Consider the following 19,147-nt stretch of genomic DNA (forward strand, 5'->3'; position numbering starts at 1 on the left):
CGAATCTAAGGTGGATTCGCAAGTATTCGTTCCATGTCCAACGGAACGAAGTGGTGTCGCGGCTGTGGCCGGGACGTACCACTGAGGGGGTTCGCCCTAGACCGAAATCGCGGCGACGGCCTTCAGCCGAGATGCCGGGAGTGTGTGGCGGAGTACGGCGCCGCACACTCCCGGCGCCGACAGGCAGAGAGAGGCAAGGTTGTCAAGGAGAAGGTGGACGCCCCACCGGGCCACAAGCTCTGTCGGCAGTGCGGGGAGATCAAACCGCACAGCGAGTGGCACAAGAACGCTACTGCGTCGGACGGCTTGTCGACTCGGTGCAAGGCGTGCCGGGCCATCCAGGGGCGCGCGGGCCATCTCAAGCGTTCCTACGGCATGACCGAGGCCGAGCGGGACGAGATGATCGCCGCCCAGGGCGGGGTCTGTCTCATCTGTTTGAAGGCTCCGGCCGTACATGTGGATCATTGCCACACCACGGGTAAGGTCCGAGGCGTACTTTGCTTCAACTGCAACACGGCCATCGGCAAGTTGGGTGATGATCCCGACGCAGCCCGTCGGGTCGTCTCATATCTGGAGGGACACGCGTGGAAGCCAACAATCGTGGCACAGGGCGTCTACCGGCAGCCTTCCTGACGCCGGGGTCGTCGTCCTTCATGGACTTCCTGGGCGCGCACGCGCCCGAGATGCTGCCGGGGAACCGGAAGCTCCCCGAGGGGATCGTCGAGGCCCCGCACGGGACGACCATCGTCGCCGCCACCTTCCCCGGCGGGGTCGTGCTCGCCGGTGACCGGCGGGCGACCATGGGGAACATGATCGCGCAGCGGGACATCGAGAAGGTGTTCCCGGCCGACGAGTACTCCGCGGTCGGCATCGCCGGTACGGCGGGCCTGGCCGTGGAGATGGTGAAGCTGTTCCAGCTGGAGCTGGAGCACTTCGAGAAGGTGGAGGGGGCGACCCTCTCCCTGGAGGGCAAGGCGAACCGGCTCTCCACCATGATCCGGAGCAATCTGGGCATGGCCATGCAGGGGCTCGCGGTCGTGCCGCTCTTCGCGGGGTACGACGAGGCCAAGGAGAAGGGCCGGATCTTCTCCTACGACGTGACCGGCGGCCGCTCCGAGGAGCACGGCTACGCCGCCACCGGCTCCGGTTCGATCTTCGCCCGGGGCTCGATGAAGAAGCTCTACCGTCCCGACCTGTCGGAGGACCAGGCCACCACGCTGGTCGTGCAGGCGCTGTACGACGCCGCCGACGACGACTCGGCGACCGGCGGGCCGGACCTGTACCGCCACATCTACCCCATCGTCACCGTCATCACCGACGAGGGCTTCCGCAGGCTGGACGAGGACGAGTCGCAGGCGCTCGCCCGCAAGGTGACGGACCGCCGGCTCCAGGAGCCCGACGGACCGCGCGCCGCCCTGCTCTGACCAGTCCTCGTCTCGTCGCCCAGAAGAAAGGGACGGATAACCGGTGTCGACTCCGTTCTATGTGTCACCCCAGCAGGCCATGGCCGACCGGGCGGAATACGCCCGGAAGGGCATCGCCCGCGGCCGCAGCCTCGTCGTGCTGCAGTACGCCGACGGCATCGTGTTCGTCGGCGAGAACCCGTCCCGTGCGCTGCACAAGTTCAGCGAGATCTACGACCGGATCGGCTTCGCGGCCGCCGGCAAGTACAACGAGTACGAGAACCTGCGGATCGGCGGCGTGCGCTACGCCGATCTGCGCGGGTACACCTACGACCGTGACGACGTGACGGCGCGCGGTCTGGCGAACGTGTACGCGCAGACGCTCGGCACCATCTTCTCCTCGGCCGGCGAGAAGCCGTACGAGGTGGAGCTGGTGGTGGCCGAGGTCGGCGCGACGGCGGCCGGGGACCAGATCTACCGGCTGCCGCACGACGGCTCGATCGTGGACGAGCACGGCTCGGTCGCGGTCGGCGGCAACGCCGAGCAGATCAGTACCTACCTCGACCAGCGCCACCAGGACGGGATGACCCTGCCCGACGCGCTGAAGCTGGCGGTGCAGGCGCTGTCGAGCCAGGCGAACGGTGCGGACAAGACCATTCCGGCGGAGCGGCTGGAGGTCGCGGTGCTGGACCGGACGCGGTCGCAGCAGCGCAAGTTCAAGCGGATCCGGGGCCGGCAGCTGGCGCGGCTGCTGGAGGCGGACGTTCCGGCGGCGGCCCAGGCGGATGCCGTCTCGAACGACGAGGTGTCGGAGGACGACGCCGAGTAGGCCGCGTGGTGCACGGGCCCCGGTCCGATCCCCCGTGTGGGGGTCGGGCCGGGGCCCTCGTGCGTTTCAGGGCGCCGGGGCGGGGCCGGTGGAGTCGCGGACGGTGAGTTCGACGGGGATCTCGGGGGCGGTCCAGGGGGTGCCGTCGAGGACGGCGAGGAGGGCGGTCATGCCCTGTTCGCCGACGCGCTCGGCGGGCAGGGCGACGGTGGTGAGCTCGGGTTCGACGGCGGTGGCGAGGGCGAGGTCGTCGACGCCGGTGACGGAGAGGTCCTCGGGGACGCGCAGGCCCAGGCGGCGGGCGGCCTTGCAGACGCCGGCGGCGAGGATGTCGTCGTCGCAGACGACGGCGGTGGGCCGGTCGCGGGCGTCGGCGAGGGCGGTTCCGGCGACGGCGCGGGCGGCGTCGACGGTGAGTGCGGCCCGGGTGGTGCGCAGGGTGGCGTGGGGGCGCAGGAGGGCGGCGAGGGCGTCGGCGCGGATGTCGAAGGTCCAGGAGTCGACGTCGGCGGCGAGGTGGAGGAAGCGGCGGTGGCCGAGGCCGAGGAGGTGTTCGGTGACCTGGCGCATGCCGTCGGTGATGGCGAGGTTGACGTGGGCGGCGGCGCGGCCGGAGGCGGGGTCGCTGTCGAGCATGACGAGGGGGAGGCCGTCGCCGCCGAGGGCGTCGAGGGCGCCGGTGGCCATGGAGGAGGCGATGACTCCGTCGAGGGCGGCGCGGGCGGAGGCGAAGGGGTCGCGGGCGGGGCCGGTGCCGTCGGGGGAGGGGTAGAGGACGACGCCGAAGCCGTGTTCGGCGGCGATGCGGGCGGCGCCGGTGTAGACGCGGGCGAAGAACTCGTTGGTGAGGGCGGGGACGACGAGGAGGGCGGTGCGGGTGCTGCCGAGGCGGAGGTTGCGGGCGGCGAGGTTGGGGCGGTAGCCGAGGGTGGTGGCGGCTTCGCGGACGAGGCCGGCGGTGCGTTCGGAAACACGGCCGCGCCATTTCTCGCCGAGGACGAGGGAGACGGTGGCCTGGGAGACCCCGGCGGCGGTGGCGACGTCGCGGCTGGTGGGTCTCGTCACAGGGGGCTCCTGAAATGCGAGGTGGGACGGGTGCGGGCGGTTCGCCGGGTGGACCCGTGGTCTGTCGCCATGGTACGTATGACGTGTCTCGTTATACGTATTACCCCGGTGATCCGGGCAGAAGGGGGCGGTCATGGCCGCGGGTTACGCGGAGCTGCTCAGGACCAGGTACGCCGCGAGGCTGCTGGCGGGCACGCTGATAGGCCGGCTGCCGAACGCCACGGCGGCGATCGCGATCGTCCTCTTCGTCCGGGACCAGGGCGGCAGCTACAGCCTGGCGGGCGCGCTGGCGGCCGTGTACGGGCTCGCCAACGCCGTGGGCCAGCCGCTGCTGGGCCGGGCGGTGGACCTGTACGGGCAGCCGCGCGTGCAGCTGCCGGCGGCGCTGGTGTCCGCGGCGGGCATGGTCTGGCTGGCCGTGGCCGGCACGGACTCGGTGGCGGCCGCGTACGCGGCGATGGTGGTCTCCGGCCTTTTCACCCCGCCGCTGGAGGGCGGTCTGCGGGCCCTGTGGCCGGGGGTGCTCGGCGGCCGCGAGGAGCGGGTGCACGCGGCGTACGCGATGGACGCGGTGGCCCAGGAGATCATGTACACGGTCGGGCCGCTGCTGGTCACCCTGTGCGTGTCCCTGTGGTCCCCGGCCGTGGCGCTGCTGGTCCTGAACGGCGTGGGTCTGCTCGGTGTGCTGATGGTGGTGCTCTCGGAGCCCTCGCGGACCTGGCGCTCCGCGCCGCGCGAGGCGCACTGGCTGGGCGCGCTGCGCTCGCGCGGGCTGCTGGCGCTGCTGGGCGCGTTCTTCTTCATCGGCATGGCGCTCGGTTCGATCGCTGTGGCGGCGGTGGCCTACGCCGACGAGAACGGCGGCCAGGCCGTGTACGGCTGGCTGATGGCGGCGCTGGGCCTGGGCGCCCTGGTCGGCGGCGTGGTCTACGGCGCGCGCCAGTGGGCCGGGGCTCCGGAGCGGCGGCTGCGGCTGCTGGTCGCGCTGCTGGCGGTCTGCTACCTGCCGCTGCTGCTGGACGTGGGCCCGGTGGCGATGACGGCGCTGGCGGCGCTGGCGGGCGTGTTCCTGGCGCCCTCGCTGGCCTGTGCGTTCATCGTGGTGGACCGGCACGCCCCGGCGGGCACGGTGACGGAGGCCTTCTCCTGGCTGGTGACCTTCTTCGGGGTCGGCGCCGCGATCGGTACGGCGGCGGCGGGTCCGGCGCTGGAACGGGGCGGTGTGGCGGCCGGTTTCGCGGTGGCCTGCGGTGGTGGCGCGGCGGCGCTGGTGGTGCTGATGCTGACTCAGGGGGCACTGGCGGGCGCGGGCCGCAGCCGGGCCGTCGCGGGGTCGGCGGAGGGTGCGCCGGAGCCCGTCCGGGAGCCCTTGATCAAAAACTGACCGGAACGCCGTTCTCGAACTCGGTTTCAGAAGAGTGCAGAAGGCGTAATGTTCAGTCATGGACCGCCGCATTTTCGGGCTGGAGAACGAGTACGGCGTCACGTGCACGTTCAGGGGACAGCGCCGACTGTCTCCTGACGAAGTGGCGCGCTACCTCTTCCGCCGTGTCGTGTCATGGGGCCGCAGCAGCAATGTCTTCCTGCGGAACGGCGCCCGCCTGTACCTCGATGTGGGTTCGCATCCGGAATATGCAACACCCGAATGCGACAACCTGACCGAACTGGTCACTCACGACAAGGCCGGCGAGCGCATTCTCGAAGGCCTGCTCGTCGACGCCGAACGCCGCCTGCACGAGGAGGGAATCGCGGGCGACGTCTACCTCTTCAAGAACAACACCGACTCGGCGGGCAATTCGTACGGATGCCACGAGAACTATCTCGTGGCCCGGCACGGCGAATTCTCCCGCCTCGCGGACATCCTGATCCCGTTCCTCGTCACGCGCCAGTTGATCTGCGGCGCGGGCAAGGTGCTGCAGACGCCCAGGGGCGCGGTCTACTGCGTCAGCCAGCGGGCCGAGCACATCTGGGAGGGCGTCAGCTCCGCCACCACCCGCTCCCGGCCGATCATCAACACCCGCGACGAGCCGCACGCCGACGCGGAGCGCTACCGCAGGCTCCACGTCATCGTCGGCGACTCGAACATGTCCGAGACGACGATGCTGCTCAAGGTCGGCGCCACCGACCTCGTGCTGCGCATGATCGAGGCGGGCACCGTGATGCGGGACCTGACCCTGGAGAACCCGATCCGGGCGATCCGCGAGGTCAGCCACGACATCACGGGCCAGCGCAAGGTGCGCCTGGCCAGCGGCCGGGAGGCCTCGGCGCTGGAGATCCAGCGGGAGTACTTCGACAAGGCCCTCGACTTCGCCGACCGGCGGGGCATCAACACGGGGGTGGTGGCGCAGGTCCTGGAGCTGTGGGGCCGCACCCTGGAGGCCGTCGAGGCGCAGGACCTGGACCGGATCGGCACCGAGATCGACTGGGTGATGAAGTACCAGCTGATCGAGCGGTACCGGGCCAAGCACAACATGACGATGTCCAACCCGCGGGTCGCCCAGATAGACCTCGCGTACCACGACATCCACCGCCGCCGGGGCCTGTACTACCTGCTGGAGCGCAAGGGGCAGGCGGCGCGGGTGTGCAACGACCTGAAGATCTTCGAGGGCAAGTCGGTGCCCCCGCAGACCACCCGGGCCAGGCTGCGCGGCGACTTCATCCGCCGGGCGCAGGAGCAGCGACGGGACTTCACGGTCGACTGGGTGCACCTGAAGCTCAATGACCAGGCGCAGCGCACGGTGCTGTGCAAGGACCCGTTCCGGTCGGTGGACGACCGGGTGGAGAAGCTGATCGCCGGCATGTGATCCGGCGTGTGATGCGGAGCGGCCGGGACCCCGTGCGCGGTGGCGTGCGGGGTCCCCGCACGCCACCGCCTTGTCGCGCAGGGGTCAGCCCGTAGAGTGGGCCGCTACGACGGACCATTCCAGCAACCCTGAGGACCATTGTGCGACGCCGACTTGCTGCCGCGCTCATCGTGCCGGCTCTGATGCTCACCGCGGCCTGCGGAGGGGGCGACGAGGAGAAGAAGAAGGACCCCTCGGCGTCCCCGTCGGCCAGCACCGCGAAGACCGAGGTGCCGAAGGCGGTGGCGTCGGCCGACCCGATGCCGACGGTCGCCGGCGAGGCCGGCAAGAAGGCGGAGATCACCGTTCCCAAGGGCGAGCCGAGCGGCAAGTTCGTGGTGAACACCGTCAAGGAGGGCACCGGGCCGGAGATCAAGAAGGACGATCTCGTGGTCACGAAGTACACGGGCAAGGTCTGGAAGAGCGGCAAGGAGCTGAGCGGCTCCTACGACCAGGACGGTCAGCCGCTGGTCGTCCCGGCGGGTTCGCCGCAGATCCTGCCGCTGTTCAGCGACGCGGTGCTGGGCAAGAAGGTCGGCAGCCGTCTCCTGGTCGTGGCCCCGCCGGCGGCGGCCTTCGGTGAGCAGGGCCAGCCCCAGCTGGGCGTCGGCCCGAAGGACAACCTGGTGTTCGTCCTCGACGTGGACTCCGTGCTGCCGAAGAAGGCCGAGGGCACCCAGGCGGCGATCCCGTCCGAGCTGCCGCAGGTGAAGGCGGACGAGGACAAGGCCGCGACGATCACGGTCCCGAAGAGCGACCCGCCGAAGGAGCTGGTCGACCGGGTCCTGATCGAGGGCAAGGGCCCGGAGGTCAAGAACGGCCAGACCGTGTACATGCAGTACAGCGGTGCGGCGTGGGCCCCGAACCAGGGCAAGGACGCGGCGAAGCTCTTCGACACCTCGTGGAAGACCGGGCAGCCCTTCTCGACGAAGATCGGCGAGGGTCAGGTCATCGAGGGCTGGGACAAGGGCCTGGTGGGCAAGAAGGTCGGCAGCCGCGTGCTGCTGGTGATCCCGCCGGAGATGGCGTACAAGGACCAGGCCAAGGGTGAGGACCTGCCGGCCAACTCGACCCTGGTCTTCGTCGTGGACATCGTCGGAGCAGTGTAAGACTGTTCCGGTTGTACATCGTTTCGTACGTATGAGGAGCAGTTCCGTGCGCGAGCTCGAGAAGCCCGAGATCGACTTCCCCGAGGGTCCGGTCCCGACCGACCTGGTCATCGAGGACATCTGGGAGGGCGACGGCCCGGTGGCCGAGGCCGGCAAGAAGGTCTCCGTCCACTACGTGGGCGTGGCCTTCTCCTCCGGTGAGGAGTTCGACGCCTCCTGGAACCGCGGCGCCCCGCTGCAGTTCATCCTGGGCATCGGCCAGGTCATCCCGGGCTGGGACCAGGGCGTCCAGGGCATGAAGGTCGGCGGCCGTCGCAAGCTGACGATCCCGGCCCACCTCGCCTACGGCGACCGCGGCGCCGGCGGCGCCATCAAGCCGGGCGAGACGCTGATCTTCGTCTGCGACCTGATGGGCGTCTGATCTCACCCGCTGTGATCACCGAGGGCCCCCGCCGTGAGGCGGGGGCCCTCGCTTTTGCCGGGGACCGCGGGGGCGGTACGGTCAACGGTCACGAGTGTGTGCCGAAGAGTGGGGGGAAGGGCGTCGATGGCGATCGCCAAGGCCGAGCGGCTGATGAACCTGGCGCTGTGCCTGTTGGGGACGCGTCGTCCCCTCAGCAAGCGTGAGCTGCGCGGTTCCATCGAGGCCTACCTCGAAGCAGGGAACGACGAGTCCTTCAACCGGATGTTCGAGCGGGACAAGGACGACCTGCGCGAGCTCGGTCTGGTGATCGAGACCGTGGAGAACCTGGAGGGCGAGACCGGCTACCTGGCGCGCCGGGACAGCAACCGGCTGCCGCCCGTCTCCCTGGACGCCGAGGAGGCCGCGGCCCTGGGGCTGGCCGCCAAGGTGTGGCAGCAGGCCCGGCTGGCCGGGGCGGCCAGCGGTGCGCTGCAGAAGCTCCGCGCGGGCGGGATGCCGGAGGCCGGCGATCCGTACGAGGGCCAGCACAGCGCCATCGAGCCGCGGATCCCCGTCCACGAGGCGGCCTTCGAGCCCCTGATGCTGGCCTGCCGCGACCGGCGGCCGGTGGTCTTCGAGTACCGCAAGTCCAACGCCGCCCGCCCCGAGCCGCGGCAGGTGGAGCCGTGGGCCCTGGAGTGCTGGCGGGGCCACTGGTACCTGGCCGGGTACGACCGCGACCGCGGGGCGGAGCGCGTCTTCCGCCTCTCCCGGATCACCGGGAAGGTCCGCTCCCGGGCCGGGAAGTACACCGCCGACGTCCCGGACGTGGTGACGGTGCGCGAGACGGTGGCGGCCTGGGCCGGCGAGGGCGCCGAGCGCTCGGCGCTGATCCGGCTGCGCTCCGGGGCGGGCTACCCGCTGCGGGCCAAGGCCACCGCGGTGCGCGGGGGCGGCGACGGCTGGGACGAGCTGGAGATCCCCTACGGGCACGGGCTGGACGCCTGGCTCGTGGAGTTCGGCCCGGACGTGGTCGTGGTCGGGCCGGCCGACCTGCGGGCCGACGTGGTGGACCGGCTGCGCGCCGTCGCCCAGGGCTGAACCCGAACAACAACCGCAGCAACGCCCTGAGGGGGAGACGTAGCAGCATGGCCGCCAACGCCATCGACCAGACCCGCCGGATGCTGTCCCTGGTGACCTACCTGCGCGAGCGCCCGGGCGCGCACGTCGCGGACGTCGCCCGCGCCTTCGGGATCACCGAGGACGAGCTGATCTCGGACCTCGACGTGCTGCCCATGTGCGGCACCAGCTTCCGCGGCGGGGACCTGCTCGACATCGACACCGACGGCGACCGCATCTGGTGGCACAACGCCGACGCCTCGGGGGAGTCCACCGCCGAGCCGCTGCGGCTCGCCGCCGACGAGGCCACCTCCCTGCTGGTGGCCGCCCGCGCCGTCGCGACCCTGCCGGGGCTCCGCGAGAGCGACCGGGACGCGCTGCTGCGGGCCACCGCCAAGCTGGAGGCCGCCGCCGGCGAGGCCGCCGGGGCCAGCTCCCGGCTGTCGGTGACCTTCGAGTCCGAGGGCGGGGTCTTCGCCGACGTCGACCGGGCCATCTCCGAGCGGCGCCGGCTCTGGCTGCGCTACTACTCGCCCGCCCGCGACGAGCTCACCGAGCGCACCGTCGACCCGATCCGGCTCTTCGCGGTCGGCCACACCTACCTGGAGGGGTGGTGCCACCTCTCCGAGGCCCGCCGCACCTTCCGGCTGGACCGGGTCGCCGAGATCCGGCTGCTCGACGAGCGGGCCGAGCCGCCCGCCATCGAGCCCCGGGACCTGTCGGTGGGCCTGGTGCAGCCGGCCGCGGAGGACCCGGAGGTGGTGGTCGAGGTCGGCCCCGGCGGGCGCTGGGTCGCCGAGTACTACCCGCACGACAGCGCCGAGGAGCTGGCCGACGGGGGCCTGCGGATCACGCTGCGCAGCCCCGACCCGGCCTCGCTGCGCCGCCTCGCGCTGCGCCTGGGCCGCGACGGGCGGATCGTGTCGCCGCCGGAGCTGGCGGACAGCGCCCGGAAGGCCGCTGGAGAAGCACTCGCGGGGTACGGGGAACAGGTCTAGAGGAGCGGGGAGAGATGTCGCGATCAGCAGGTCTCGTACCGGTCACGTTCAAGGCGGCCTGTCCCGAGTGCCGGGCGCGCTTCGAGCTCGCGGCGGACGCGCTGCGCCTGGCGATCGGCGGCAGCCGCCGCGCCACCTTCTACTCCTTCACCTGCCCCGAGTGCGCGGCGGCCGTTCGCAAACCGGCCGGTGAGCGGATCGTGGAGCTGCTGACGGGCGGGGGAGTGAGCACCCTGCGCAGTGTCTGAGGACGGGACGATAGGCTCTTGGCATGCTGTGGCCGATGCTCGCGATCGCCCTTGGATTCCTCGGGCTCGCCGTCCTGTCCGTCCTCGCCCTGCGGGTCTTCCTGGAGGTGCGGCGGCTGTCCGGGCAGGTGGCGCTGGCCAGCCGCCGGATCACGGAGGCCTCGGGCGACCTGGAACGGGCCGCCGCCGACCTCGCCCGGGCCGGGCGGGCGGCGGCTCCGTAGCGGGGGCGCCACGAGCATGTAGTCCTCTGGATATGGAAACCGCGGAGCCGGACCCGTACCGTCGGTGCGGCAGGCAGTCGTGGAGACCCCCGGTGATTGCCGGGCGTTAACCCGCGGGGGTTACGATCCATGTCAGAGCGGTACCGGATCTTTGTCCGTTATCGCCAGGCCACCACACATCAGCCGTTTCGGTGAGTAAGGAAGACACACATGATCGGCAATCTGAAGCCCCTTGAGATCCTTCTGATCATCGCTGTCATCGTCCTGCTGTTCGGCGCCAAGAAGCTCCCCGAGATGGCCCGCTCGCTCGGCAAGTCGGCCCGCATCCTCAAGAGCGAGGCCAAGGCGATGAAGAAGGACGGCGAGGCCGAGAACACCGCCGCCCCCGTCGCCGACCAGGCCCCGCAGCAGCCTGCCGCCGCCCCGCGCACCATCCAGGCCGCACCCGGTGACGTCACCAGCGCCCGGCCCGTGAACGAGACGAACCGCACCACCCAGGGCTGACGCTCGGCGGTCGCCCGTCACGACAGCCATCTGCAACGAGACAAGGGACGTGGGTTGCTCAAGTCTGCCCGCAAGCAGGAGAAACGAGACCGGCAGGCGAAGGACGCCGAAGGGCGGATGCCGCTGGTCGAGCACCTGCGTGAGCTGCGGAACCGGCTGCTGAAGTCGGTTCTGGCGATCATCGTGGTCACGGTCGTCGCGGCCTACTTCTACCGGCCGATCATCGACTTCCTGCTGGAACCGATGCTGTCGTCCGTGGGCTGCACCAACGGTGCCACGCACCAGCGCAACGGTGCCCCCTGCGCCGAGATGACCACCAACGGCCTGACCGCGCCCTTCTCCATCGCGCTGAAGGTCGGCCTCTCGGCGGGCATCGTGCTGTCCGCCCCGGTCTGGCTGTACCAGCTGTGGGCGTTCGCCGCCCCCGGCCTGCACCGCAGCGAGAAGAAGTACGCACTCAGCTTCGTCGCCGTCGGCGCCCCGCTCTTCATCGCCGGCGCGGTCCTCGCGTACAAGATCCTGCCGCAGACCGCGGAGATCCTCCTCGGCTTCACGCCCGACCACGTCAAGAACCTGCTGCCGGTCGACGACTACCTCGACCTGGTCACGCGCATGGTCGTGGTCTTCGGCCTCGCCTTCGAGCTGCCGCTGATGCTGGTGCTGCTGAACTTCACCGGGGTGCTCACCGCGAAGCGGCTGGGCAGCTGGTGGCGCGCCATGGTGCTCGGCATCACGGTCTTCGCCGCGTTCGCGACGCCCACCGGCGACCCGATCACCATGCTGACGCTGGCCTCCCCGATCGTCGCCCTGTACTTCGTCGCCCTCGGCATCTGCCTGCTGAACGACCGCAGGCGCAGGCGCAACAACCCCGACGCCGGGCTCGACGACGACGAGGCCTCCGAGCTGGACCTGACGCCGGCCCCGATCGGTGCCACGGAAGCGGCCCCGTCCGCCTCCGCGCTGCCCGGTCAGGACGACGGCGGACGCCGCCAGATCAACGGCTACGACGACGCCACCTGACGGGCGGCACCCCAAGGGGGTGATCACCGCGCGCATCCTCCGGTAGGTTCCGGCGGGTGAGCGCTGAGATCACCCTCTTCGTCAATCCCACCGCGGGACGCGGCCGGGGCGCGCACGCCGCGCAGCCGGCCGCTTCCGCGCTCCGGGAAGCCGGATTCTCCGTACGGACCGTCGTCGGCACCGACGCCCCCGACGCCCTCGCCCGGCTGCGGGCCGCCGTCCGCGAAGGCACCGGCGCGGTGATCGCGGTCGGCGGCGACGGGGTGGTCTCCCTCGCCCTCCAGGCCCTGGCCGGGACGCTGGTCCCGCTCGGGGTGGTCGCCGTCGGCACCGGCAACGACTTCGCCCGCTCGCTCGGGCTGCCCGTGCGGGACCCCGCCGGGGCCGGGCGGCTGGCCGCCGAGGCCCTCAAGGAGAGCCGGATCCGGGAGATCGACCTCGGCCGGACGGCCGGCACCTGGTACGGCACCGTGCTGTGCTCCGGCTTCGACTCGCGGGTCAACGACCGCGGCAACCGGATCCGGCTGCCGCTGGGCCGCTTCAGGTACGACCTGGCCATCGCCCTGGAGCTGGCCGCCTTCCGGCCCTTCCCGTACCGGATCACCCTCGACGACGGCCCGGCCATCGAGACGGAGGCCACCCTCGTCGCCGTCGGCAACGGAACCTCGTACGGGGGCGGGATGCGCATATGCGCCGACGCGCTGCCCGACGACGGGCTCTTCGACGTCACCGTGGTCGGCGACTGCGGCCGGGGCACCCTGCTGAAGGTGTTCCCGCAGGTCTACCGCGGGACGCACCTGTCCCACCCCAAGGTCACCGTGCACCGCGCCGCCAAGGTCACCCTCGAAGCGCCGCACCTGACCGCCTACGCCGACGGGGAGCCGCTCGGCCCCCTCCCGGTGACCGCCGAGTGCGTTCCCGGAGCGCTCCGGCTCCTCACATAAATGATCGCGACTGTTGTCGGAGGCGGCGGGTAGGCTCGAAGACAAGATGACCGAAGAACTCTCACCCGCCGAGCGGTACGCCGCTGCCCGGATCCGCGCCGCCGAAGAGGCCTCCGCCCTGGCCCCCTTCCGCGAGATGTACGAATTCGACCTGGACCCGTACCAGATCGAGGCCTGTAAGGCACTGGAGGCCGGCAAGGGCGTCCTGGTGGCCGCCCCGACCGGCTCGGGCAAGACCATCGTGGGCGAGTTCGCCGTGCACCTCGCCCTCCAGCAGGGCCGCAAGTGCTTCTACACGACGCCCATCAAGGCCCTGTCGAACCAGAAGTTCGCCGACCTCGTCAAGCGCTACGGCGCCGACAAGGTGGGCCTGCTGACCGGCGACAACAGCGTCAACGGCGACGCCCCCGTGGTCGTGATGACCACCGAGGTGCTCCGCAACATGCTCTACGCGGGCTCCCAGGCGCTCGGCGGCCTCGGCTACGTGGTGATGGACGAGGTGCACTACCTCTCCGACCGGTTCCGCGGAGCCGTCTGGGAGGAAGTGATCATCCACCTCCCCGAGTCGGTGACCCTCGTCTCCCTGTCCGCGACCGTCTCCAACGCCGAGGAGTTCGGCGACTGGCTCGACACCGTCCGCGGCGACACCGAGGTCATCGTCTCCGAGGAGCGGCCCGTACCGCTGTGGCAGCACGTGATGGCCGGCCGGCGGATCTACGACCTCTTCGAGGAGGAGTCCGACCACGGGGGCCGCGGCTCCGCCCGCCGCGAGGTCAACCCCGACCTGCTGCGCATGGCCCGCGAGGAGAACAGCCGCGGCTACAGCCCCAAGGACCGGCGGCGCGGCAAGATGGTCCGCGAGGCCGACCGCGAGCGCGAGCGCCGCTCCCGCAGCCGGATCTGGACCCCGGGCCGCCCCGAGGTCATCGCCCGGCTGGACGGCGACGACCTGCTGCCCGCCATCAACTTCATCTTCAGCCGGGCCGGCTGCGAGGCCGCCGTCCAGCAGTGCCTGTACGCGGGCCTGCGGCTCAACGACGACACCGCGCGCCTGAAGGTCCGCGAGATCGTCGAGGAGCGCACCGCCTCCATCCCGGCCGAGGACCTGCACGTCCTCGGCTACTACGAGTGGCTCGAAGGCCTGGAGCGGGGCATCGCCGCGCACCACGCGGGCATGCTGCCCACCTTCAAGGAGGTCGTCGAGGAGCTGTTCGTACGCGGCCTCGTCAAGGCCGTCTTCGCCACCGAGACCCTCGCGCTCGGCATCAACATGCCCGCGCGCACGGTCATCCTGGAGAAGCTCGTCAAGTGGAACGGCGAGCAGCACGCCGACATCACCCCCGGCGAGTACACGCAGCTCACCGGCCGGGCCGGCCGGCGCGGCATCGACGTCGAGGGCCACGCGGTGGTGCTGTGGCAGCGCGGCATGGACCCGGTGCAGCTCGCCGGGCTCGCCGGCACCCGCACCTATCCGCTGCGCTCCAGCTTCAAGCCCTCCTACAACATGGCCGTCAACCTGGTCTCCCAGTTCGGCCGGCACCGCTCCCGCGAACTCCTGGAGACCTCCTTCGCGCAGTTCCAGGCCGACCGCTCGGTCGTCGGGATCTCCCGGCAGGTCCAGCGCAACGAGGAGGGCCTGGAGGGCTACCGCGAGGGCATGACCTGCCACCTCGGGAACTTCGAGGAGTACGCGCGGCTGCGCCGCGACCTCAAGGACCGCGAGACCGATCTCGCCAAGCAGGGCGCGGCCCAGCGCCGGGCCCAGGCGGCGAGTTCGCTGGAGAAGCTCAAGCCGGGCGACGTCATCCACGTGCCGACGGGCAAGTTCGCCGGGCTCGCGCTGGTCCTGGACCCGGGCGTGCCGGGCGGGCGGAGCAACGGGCACCGCGGGTACGAGTACCACGAGGGCCCGCGCCCGCTGGTGCTCACCGCCGAACGGCAGGTCAAGCGGCTCGCCGCGATCGACTTCCCGGTGCCGGTCGAGGCCATCGACCGGATGCGGATCCCCAAGACCTTCAACGCGCGCTCCCCGCAGTCCCGCAGGGACCTGGCGACGGCGCTGCGCAACAAGGCCGGCCACATCGACCCGCAGCGGCACCGGCCCGGCCGGGCCGCCGCGGCCGACGACCGCGAGATCGCCCGGCTGCGCGCCGAGCTGCGGGCCCACCCCTGCCACGGCTGCGACGAGCGCGAGGACCACGCCCGCTGGGCGGAGCGCTTCCACCGGCTCAAGCGGGACACGCAGCAGCTGGAGCGGCGCATCGAGGGCCGGACGAACACCATCGCCCGCACCTTCGACCGGATCCACGCGCTGCTCACCGAGCTGGACTACCTGCGCGAGGACGAGGTCACCGTGCACGGCAAGCGCCTGGCCCGGCTCTACGGCGAGCTGGACCTGCTGGCCTCGGAGTGCCTGCGCGAGGGCGTCTGGGAGGGCCTGAGCCCCGCCGAACTGGCGGCCTGCGTCTCGGCGCTGGTCTTCGAGGCGCGGCAGTCCGACGACGCGGCCCCGCCCAAGGTGCCGAACGGCCCGGCGAAGGCGGCGCTCGGCGAGATGGTCCGCATCTGGGGCCGGCTCGACGCGCTGGAGGAGGAGCACCGCATCAACCAGGCGGAGGGCGTGGGCCAGCGCGAGCCGGACCTCGGCTTCGCGTGGGCGGCCTACCAGTGGGCCTCCGACAAGAGCCTGGACGAGGTGCTGCGCGAGGCGGAGATGCCGGCCGGCGACTTCGTGCGCTGGTGCAAGCAGGTCATCGACGTGCTCGGGCAGATCGCGCAGGCGGCCCCCGCCTCGACCGCCCCGCCCTCCTCGGCGGGCGGGAGCACGGTGGCGCGCAACGCCCGCAAGGCCGTCGACGCCCTGTTGCGGGGCGTAGTGGCCTACAGCTCGGTCGGCTAGGCCCTTTTGGGGCTTCCTCCGAAGTCCCTGATGACCGGATCTCACCTCTTGCCATGATCGTCCGCCGGTGTCCTGTGCGACGATCGGGCGTATGAGCGGGGGAACGGGCGAGGGTCCGAGACGGGTCGGTCGGCCGCGCGCCGACCGGCTGAGACCGGACAGCGGCAGGCCGCCGCGCGAGGAACTCCTCGGTGCGGCGGCCGAACTGTTCACCGTCCGGGGGTACGCGGCCACCACCACCCGGGCCGTGGCCGAACGGGCCGGAATGCGCCAGGCCACGATGTACCACTACTTCGGCGGCAAGGAGGAACTCCTCGCCGAACTCATGGAGTCCACGGTCGCACCCTCGCTGGCGCTCGCCCGCCGGCTGATCAACGACACCGCCCGGCCCGCCGCCCTGAGGCTGTGGGAGCTGTGCCGCTCGGACGTACTGCTGCTGTGCGGGGGCCCGCACGACCTGGGCGCCCTCTACCTGCTGCCCGAACTGCGGGGGCCCCGGCTGGAGCGGTTCCGGGGGATGCGCGACGAACTGCGCGACGGCTACCGGGCGTTGCTCGCCGACACCCCGGCCGCCGCCGAACTCGCCCGGGAGCGGGGCGGACTGGCCCTGCGCAACGACCTGCTCTTCGGCCTCATCGAGGGCGTCATGCTGGTCCGCCGCTCCGATCCGGAGCGGCCGGTCGCGGCCTTCGCGGAGGCCGCCGCCGACGCGGCCCTGCGGATCGCGGGACTCACGCCGCCGGGCCCGCCTCCCAGCCCGCCCGGTCCTCCCACGCCCGGAGGGTGAGCCCGGTCTCCAGCCGGTGCTCGACCCCGGTGACCGGATCGGTGAAGGCCAGGATCCGGGCCAGCAGCTGGAGCGGGCGCCGGTAGTCCGCCGGATCGGCCGCTTCGGCCACCACCGGGTAGACGGGATCGCCCAGGATGGGCAGGCCCAGGGAGTTCATGTGCACCCGCAGCTGGTGGGTGCGGCCGGTGTGCGGGGTGAGCCGGTAGCGGCCCAGCCCGCCGCGGACCGCGGTGAGTTCGACCAGGCTCTCGGCGTTCGGCTCGGCGCCGGGCACCTCGACCGCCGCCATCACCCCGCGGGTCTTCTCGATGTGGCTGCGGACCAGCCGGGGCAGCTCCAGGGCGGGGTCGTGGGGCGCGAGGGCCTCGTACTCCTTGTGCACCCGGCGCTGCTGGAACAGCAGCTGGTAGGCGCCGCGGTCCTCGGGCCGGATGCTGAACATCACCAGCCCGGCCGTCATCCGGTCCAGGCGGTGCGCGGGGCTCAGCTGCGGCAGGTCCAGCTCCCGGCGCAGCCGGGCCAGGGCGGTCTCGGTGACGTGGGTGCCGCGCGGGGTGGTGGCCAGGAAGTGCGGCTTGTCCACCACCAGGAGGTGCCGGTCGCGGTGGACCACGCCGATCGGGAAGGGCACGCGCGGCTCGGGCGGCATGTCCCGGTGGAACCAGAGCCAGCCGCCCGGCTCGTACGGGTCCTCGTGCCGCAGGACCCGCCCGCCCTCGCCCAGCACCCGGCCTCCGGCGAGCAGCCGGGCCATGGACTCGGAGCCGCGGGTGCCGGCGTACCGCTCGGTCAGGTAGGCGCCGAGGGTGGGCCAGCGGCCCTCGTGGTCGGGGGGCAGGCGCATCCGGACCGGGTCGATACCGGCCTGCTGGGGGAGGGGCGCGGGCGGGATGTGGGATCTGCGGGTCATCGGGACCAGGGTAGGCGGCTACTTCTGCGTGAAGGTGCCGAGGTGGTTCTGGTCGAGGTACTCGATGCGGAGCGTGCCGTCGGAGAAGAACACCCCGGTGCGGCCGACGGCGTTCTCGCCTCTGGTCTCGAAGCTGAAGGTGTCGCCGTCGTAGTGGGTCAGGGGGAAGCGCATCGGCTTGGGCCCGAGGGAGAGGACCAGGCCCTTGCCCGAGGGGTCGGCGGTGACGGTGGCGGGGCCGTAGTACGGGTTCTCGTACGTACCGGTGTAGGCGCTGTCGTCGCGGGCGGGCTTCGCGCCGGCCGGCGGGCGGTCGTAGTCGGTGTCGGACCGGACCGCGTCGTTCAGCTGCTCGTACGTGGCGGCGAGGAGCGGCAGCCAGTCGGCGGTCGGCTTGCCGTGCTCGGCGATGTCGAAGAAGTCCAGGGCGATGGAGTCGGCGAGCCCGACGGGGGAGCCGTTGGTCAGGACGACGATGCCGAGGCGTTCCAGGGGGAGCATGGTGACGTTGGTGTTGGCGCCGAGCTCGAAGCCCCCGGAGTGGCTCAGGCGCAGCCGGCCGGCGTCGTCGTAGCTGACGTTCCAGCCGAGCCCGTAGAACTGCGGGACGCCGCGGGGGGTCTGGGCCTGGGAGACGATCTCGGGGATCCGGGTGCGGGTGAGGGTGTCGGCGGGGATGATGCGCTTGCCGTCGAGGGTGCCGGTGTTCAGCTGGAGCCGAAGCCAGCGGGACATGTCCCGGGCGGTGGAGCTGGCCCCACCGGCCGGGCTCTGGGCGTCGGCGTCGCGGACGTAGCGGGGGCTCCAGGTGCCGTCGGGGTTCTTCGCGTGGCCGGAGGCGCGGTCCGGGGCCTCGGCGTAGGCGGAGAACTCGGTACTGGTGCGGGTCATCCCCGCGGGCTTGAAGAGGGTGTCCTCGCTGAGCTTCTGCCAGCTCACTCCGTGGTCGCGGGCGACGGCCTCGGCGGCCGCCGTGAACCCGAAGTTGGTGTACGCGTAGCTCGCACGGAAGGGGGTCAGCGGCTCCTCGCGCAGGTGGCCGAGGATGTACGCCTGGTCGTAGCCGAGGTCCTCCAGGAGGTCCCCGGCGTGGTCGGGGAGGCCGCTGCGGTGCGAGAGCAGGTCGGCGGGGGTGACGTGCGAGGTGACCCACGGATCCTTGAGGGCGAAGCCGGGGAGGGTGCCGCCGAGGGGCTTGTCCCAGGCGTCGGGGGAGGTCAGGGCGCCGGCGATGACGGTGGAGGTGACCGGCTTGGAGACGGAGGCCAGCTGGAAGACGGTGTCGGGGTCCACCTTGGCGCTCTCGCCGGTGCGGCGGAGGCCGAACCCCTTGAGGTAGACCACCTCGTCGTCGTGGACGACGGCCACGGAGACGCCGGGGACGCCGGTGCGGCGCATGCCGTCGGTGATGGTCGCGTCCAGGCGGGCCACCGCGGTGGCGACGGCGGCGTCGGTGATGCGGGGCTTGGGGGGCGGGGGCGGGGAGGGGCCCGCCGCCGCTCCGGCGGGGGTGGTGGCGGCGGTTGCGGCAGCCAGGAGCAGCGCGGCTCCGAGGAGGCCGGCTGCGCGGGGGGTGGGCGGGTGTGGGTGGGGGTGTGGGTGGGGGTGCGGGCGCATGTGTTCAGTGTGCGCCTGGGGTTTTCGGGGCGCTGGTTGTGTGTGGGGGCCCGCTATCTCCCCCTCGACCCCCGGCCGCCGGGCGGTGGCTGCCCACCCACCTCCCACGGTGCGGGTGGGTGCCCGCGGGGAGCGGGATCCCCTCGGGCGGTCTCAGAGCAGGTTGGGGGCTTCCCGTCAGTCCCATCGTCCTTCCGGTTCGTGCCGGCCTGTCAAGGGCGC

The 19,147-nt window shown here is 71.8% G+C and carries 19 protein-coding genes; 16 read left to right on the forward strand and 3 right to left on the reverse strand.

From position 1 onward, the window contains the following. Positions 1–33: 33 nt before the first annotated feature. Genes ACIPW5_RS31460 through prcA form a run of 3 tightly spaced genes read left to right on the forward strand, consistent with a single transcriptional unit; the run spans position 34 to position 2,232 of the window. Positions 34–633, forward strand: coding sequence for an endonuclease VII domain-containing protein (locus tag ACIPW5_RS31460; RefSeq protein WP_401252184.1), 600 nt, complete (start codon positions 34–36; stop codon positions 631–633). Continuing rightward, a complete protein-coding gene (gene prcB / locus ACIPW5_RS31465; protein ID WP_401252187.1) occupies positions 585–1,424 on the forward strand; it encodes a proteasome subunit beta in 840 nt (279 codons plus the stop codon). Before ACIPW5_RS31460 ends, prcB begins: the two co-directional genes overlap by 49 nt. A 43-nt stretch (positions 1,425–1,467) precedes the next feature. Then, entirely contained in the window at positions 1,468–2,232 is a 765-nt protein-coding gene (prcA, locus tag ACIPW5_RS31470; protein WP_362472096.1) for a proteasome subunit alpha, read from the forward strand. Between the two features lie 66 nt (positions 2,233–2,298). On the opposite strand, the gene ACIPW5_RS31475 is transcribed toward prcA, so the two are convergent. Beyond that, positions 2,299–3,297, reverse strand: a complete 999-nt coding sequence (locus ACIPW5_RS31475; protein WP_401252190.1) for a LacI family DNA-binding transcriptional regulator — start codon at positions 3,295–3,297, stop codon at positions 2,299–2,301. A 133-nt stretch (positions 3,298–3,430) separates the two neighbouring features. On the opposite strand from ACIPW5_RS31475, the gene ACIPW5_RS31480 reads away from it, so the two are divergent. From ACIPW5_RS31480 to ACIPW5_RS31540, 13 genes are all read left to right on the forward strand, one after another. Continuing rightward, a complete protein-coding gene (locus ACIPW5_RS31480; protein ID WP_401252193.1) occupies positions 3,431–4,681 on the forward strand; it encodes an MFS transporter in 1,251 nt (416 codons plus the stop codon). Between the two features lie 58 nt (positions 4,682–4,739). Then, entirely contained in the window at positions 4,740–6,101 is a 1,362-nt protein-coding gene (gene pafA / locus ACIPW5_RS31485) for a Pup--protein ligase (protein WP_007263177.1), read from the forward strand. 140 nt (positions 6,102–6,241) lie between these two features. Next, the gene (locus ACIPW5_RS31490; protein WP_401252196.1) at positions 6,242–7,249 is read left to right on the forward strand and encodes an FKBP-type peptidyl-prolyl cis-trans isomerase; all 1,008 of its coding nucleotides are present in this window, start codon (positions 6,242–6,244) and stop codon (positions 7,247–7,249) included. 31 nt (positions 7,250–7,280) lie between these two features. After that, positions 7,281–7,670 carry an FKBP-type peptidyl-prolyl cis-trans isomerase gene (locus ACIPW5_RS31495; protein WP_401252199.1) on the forward strand — a complete coding sequence of 130 codons (390 nt, stop codon included), beginning with the start codon at positions 7,281–7,283 and terminating at the stop codon, positions 7,668–7,670. A gap of 126 nt (positions 7,671–7,796) precedes the next feature. After that, the gene (locus tag ACIPW5_RS31500) at positions 7,797–8,753 is read left to right on the forward strand and encodes a helix-turn-helix transcriptional regulator (RefSeq protein ID WP_401252200.1); all 957 of its coding nucleotides are present in this window, start codon (positions 7,797–7,799) and stop codon (positions 8,751–8,753) included. Positions 8,754–8,800: 47 nt separating this feature from the next. After that, complete coding sequence (locus tag ACIPW5_RS31505; RefSeq protein WP_007263173.1) at positions 8,801–9,769, forward strand: YafY family protein; 969 nt, start codon at positions 8,801–8,803, stop codon at positions 9,767–9,769. Positions 9,770–9,783: 14 nt separating this feature from the next. After that, complete coding sequence (locus ACIPW5_RS31510; protein ID WP_007263172.1) at positions 9,784–10,017, forward strand: hypothetical protein; 234 nt, start codon at positions 9,784–9,786, stop codon at positions 10,015–10,017. 23 nt (positions 10,018–10,040) lie between these two features. Next, positions 10,041–10,241, forward strand: coding sequence for a hypothetical protein (locus ACIPW5_RS31515; RefSeq protein WP_362472120.1), 201 nt, complete (start codon positions 10,041–10,043; stop codon positions 10,239–10,241). A 210-nt stretch (positions 10,242–10,451) separates the two neighbouring features. Then, positions 10,452–10,745 (forward strand): Sec-independent protein translocase subunit TatA, encoded by a 294-nt coding sequence (tatA, locus tag ACIPW5_RS31520; RefSeq protein WP_401252204.1) that lies wholly within the window; start codon positions 10,452–10,454, stop codon positions 10,743–10,745. A 54-nt stretch (positions 10,746–10,799) separates the two neighbouring features. Next, positions 10,800–11,765, forward strand: a complete 966-nt coding sequence (tatC, locus tag ACIPW5_RS31525) for a twin-arginine translocase subunit TatC (RefSeq protein ID WP_401252207.1) — start codon at positions 10,800–10,802, stop codon at positions 11,763–11,765. Between the two features lie 56 nt (positions 11,766–11,821). Continuing rightward, a complete protein-coding gene (locus ACIPW5_RS31530) occupies positions 11,822–12,709 on the forward strand; it encodes a diacylglycerol kinase (protein ID WP_401252210.1) in 888 nt (295 codons plus the stop codon). A 46-nt stretch (positions 12,710–12,755) separates the two neighbouring features. Beyond that, entirely contained in the window at positions 12,756–15,608 is a 2,853-nt protein-coding gene (locus ACIPW5_RS31535) for a DEAD/DEAH box helicase (RefSeq protein WP_401252213.1), read from the forward strand. A gap of 91 nt (positions 15,609–15,699) precedes the next feature. Continuing rightward, complete coding sequence (locus ACIPW5_RS31540; RefSeq protein WP_401252216.1) at positions 15,700–16,395, forward strand: helix-turn-helix domain-containing protein; 696 nt, start codon at positions 15,700–15,702, stop codon at positions 16,393–16,395. On the opposite strand, the gene ACIPW5_RS31545 is transcribed toward ACIPW5_RS31540, so the two are convergent. Both ACIPW5_RS31545 and ACIPW5_RS31550 read right to left on the reverse strand, forming a co-directional pair. Further along, entirely contained in the window at positions 16,340–17,308 is a 969-nt protein-coding gene (locus ACIPW5_RS31545) for a pseudouridine synthase (protein WP_401252218.1), read from the reverse strand. The two genes, ACIPW5_RS31540 and ACIPW5_RS31545, sit on opposite strands and share 56 nt — an antisense overlap. 18 nt (positions 17,309–17,326) lie before the next feature. Continuing rightward, positions 17,327–18,925, reverse strand: a complete 1,599-nt coding sequence (locus ACIPW5_RS31550; protein WP_401252221.1) for a serine hydrolase — start codon at positions 18,923–18,925, stop codon at positions 17,327–17,329. Positions 18,926–19,147 lie beyond the last annotated feature (222 nt).

Origin of the sequence: Streptomyces sp. NPDC090077 (genome assembly GCF_044747545.1) — a bacterium.
Taxonomy (GTDB): domain Bacteria; phylum Actinomycetota; class Actinomycetes; order Streptomycetales; family Streptomycetaceae; genus Streptomyces.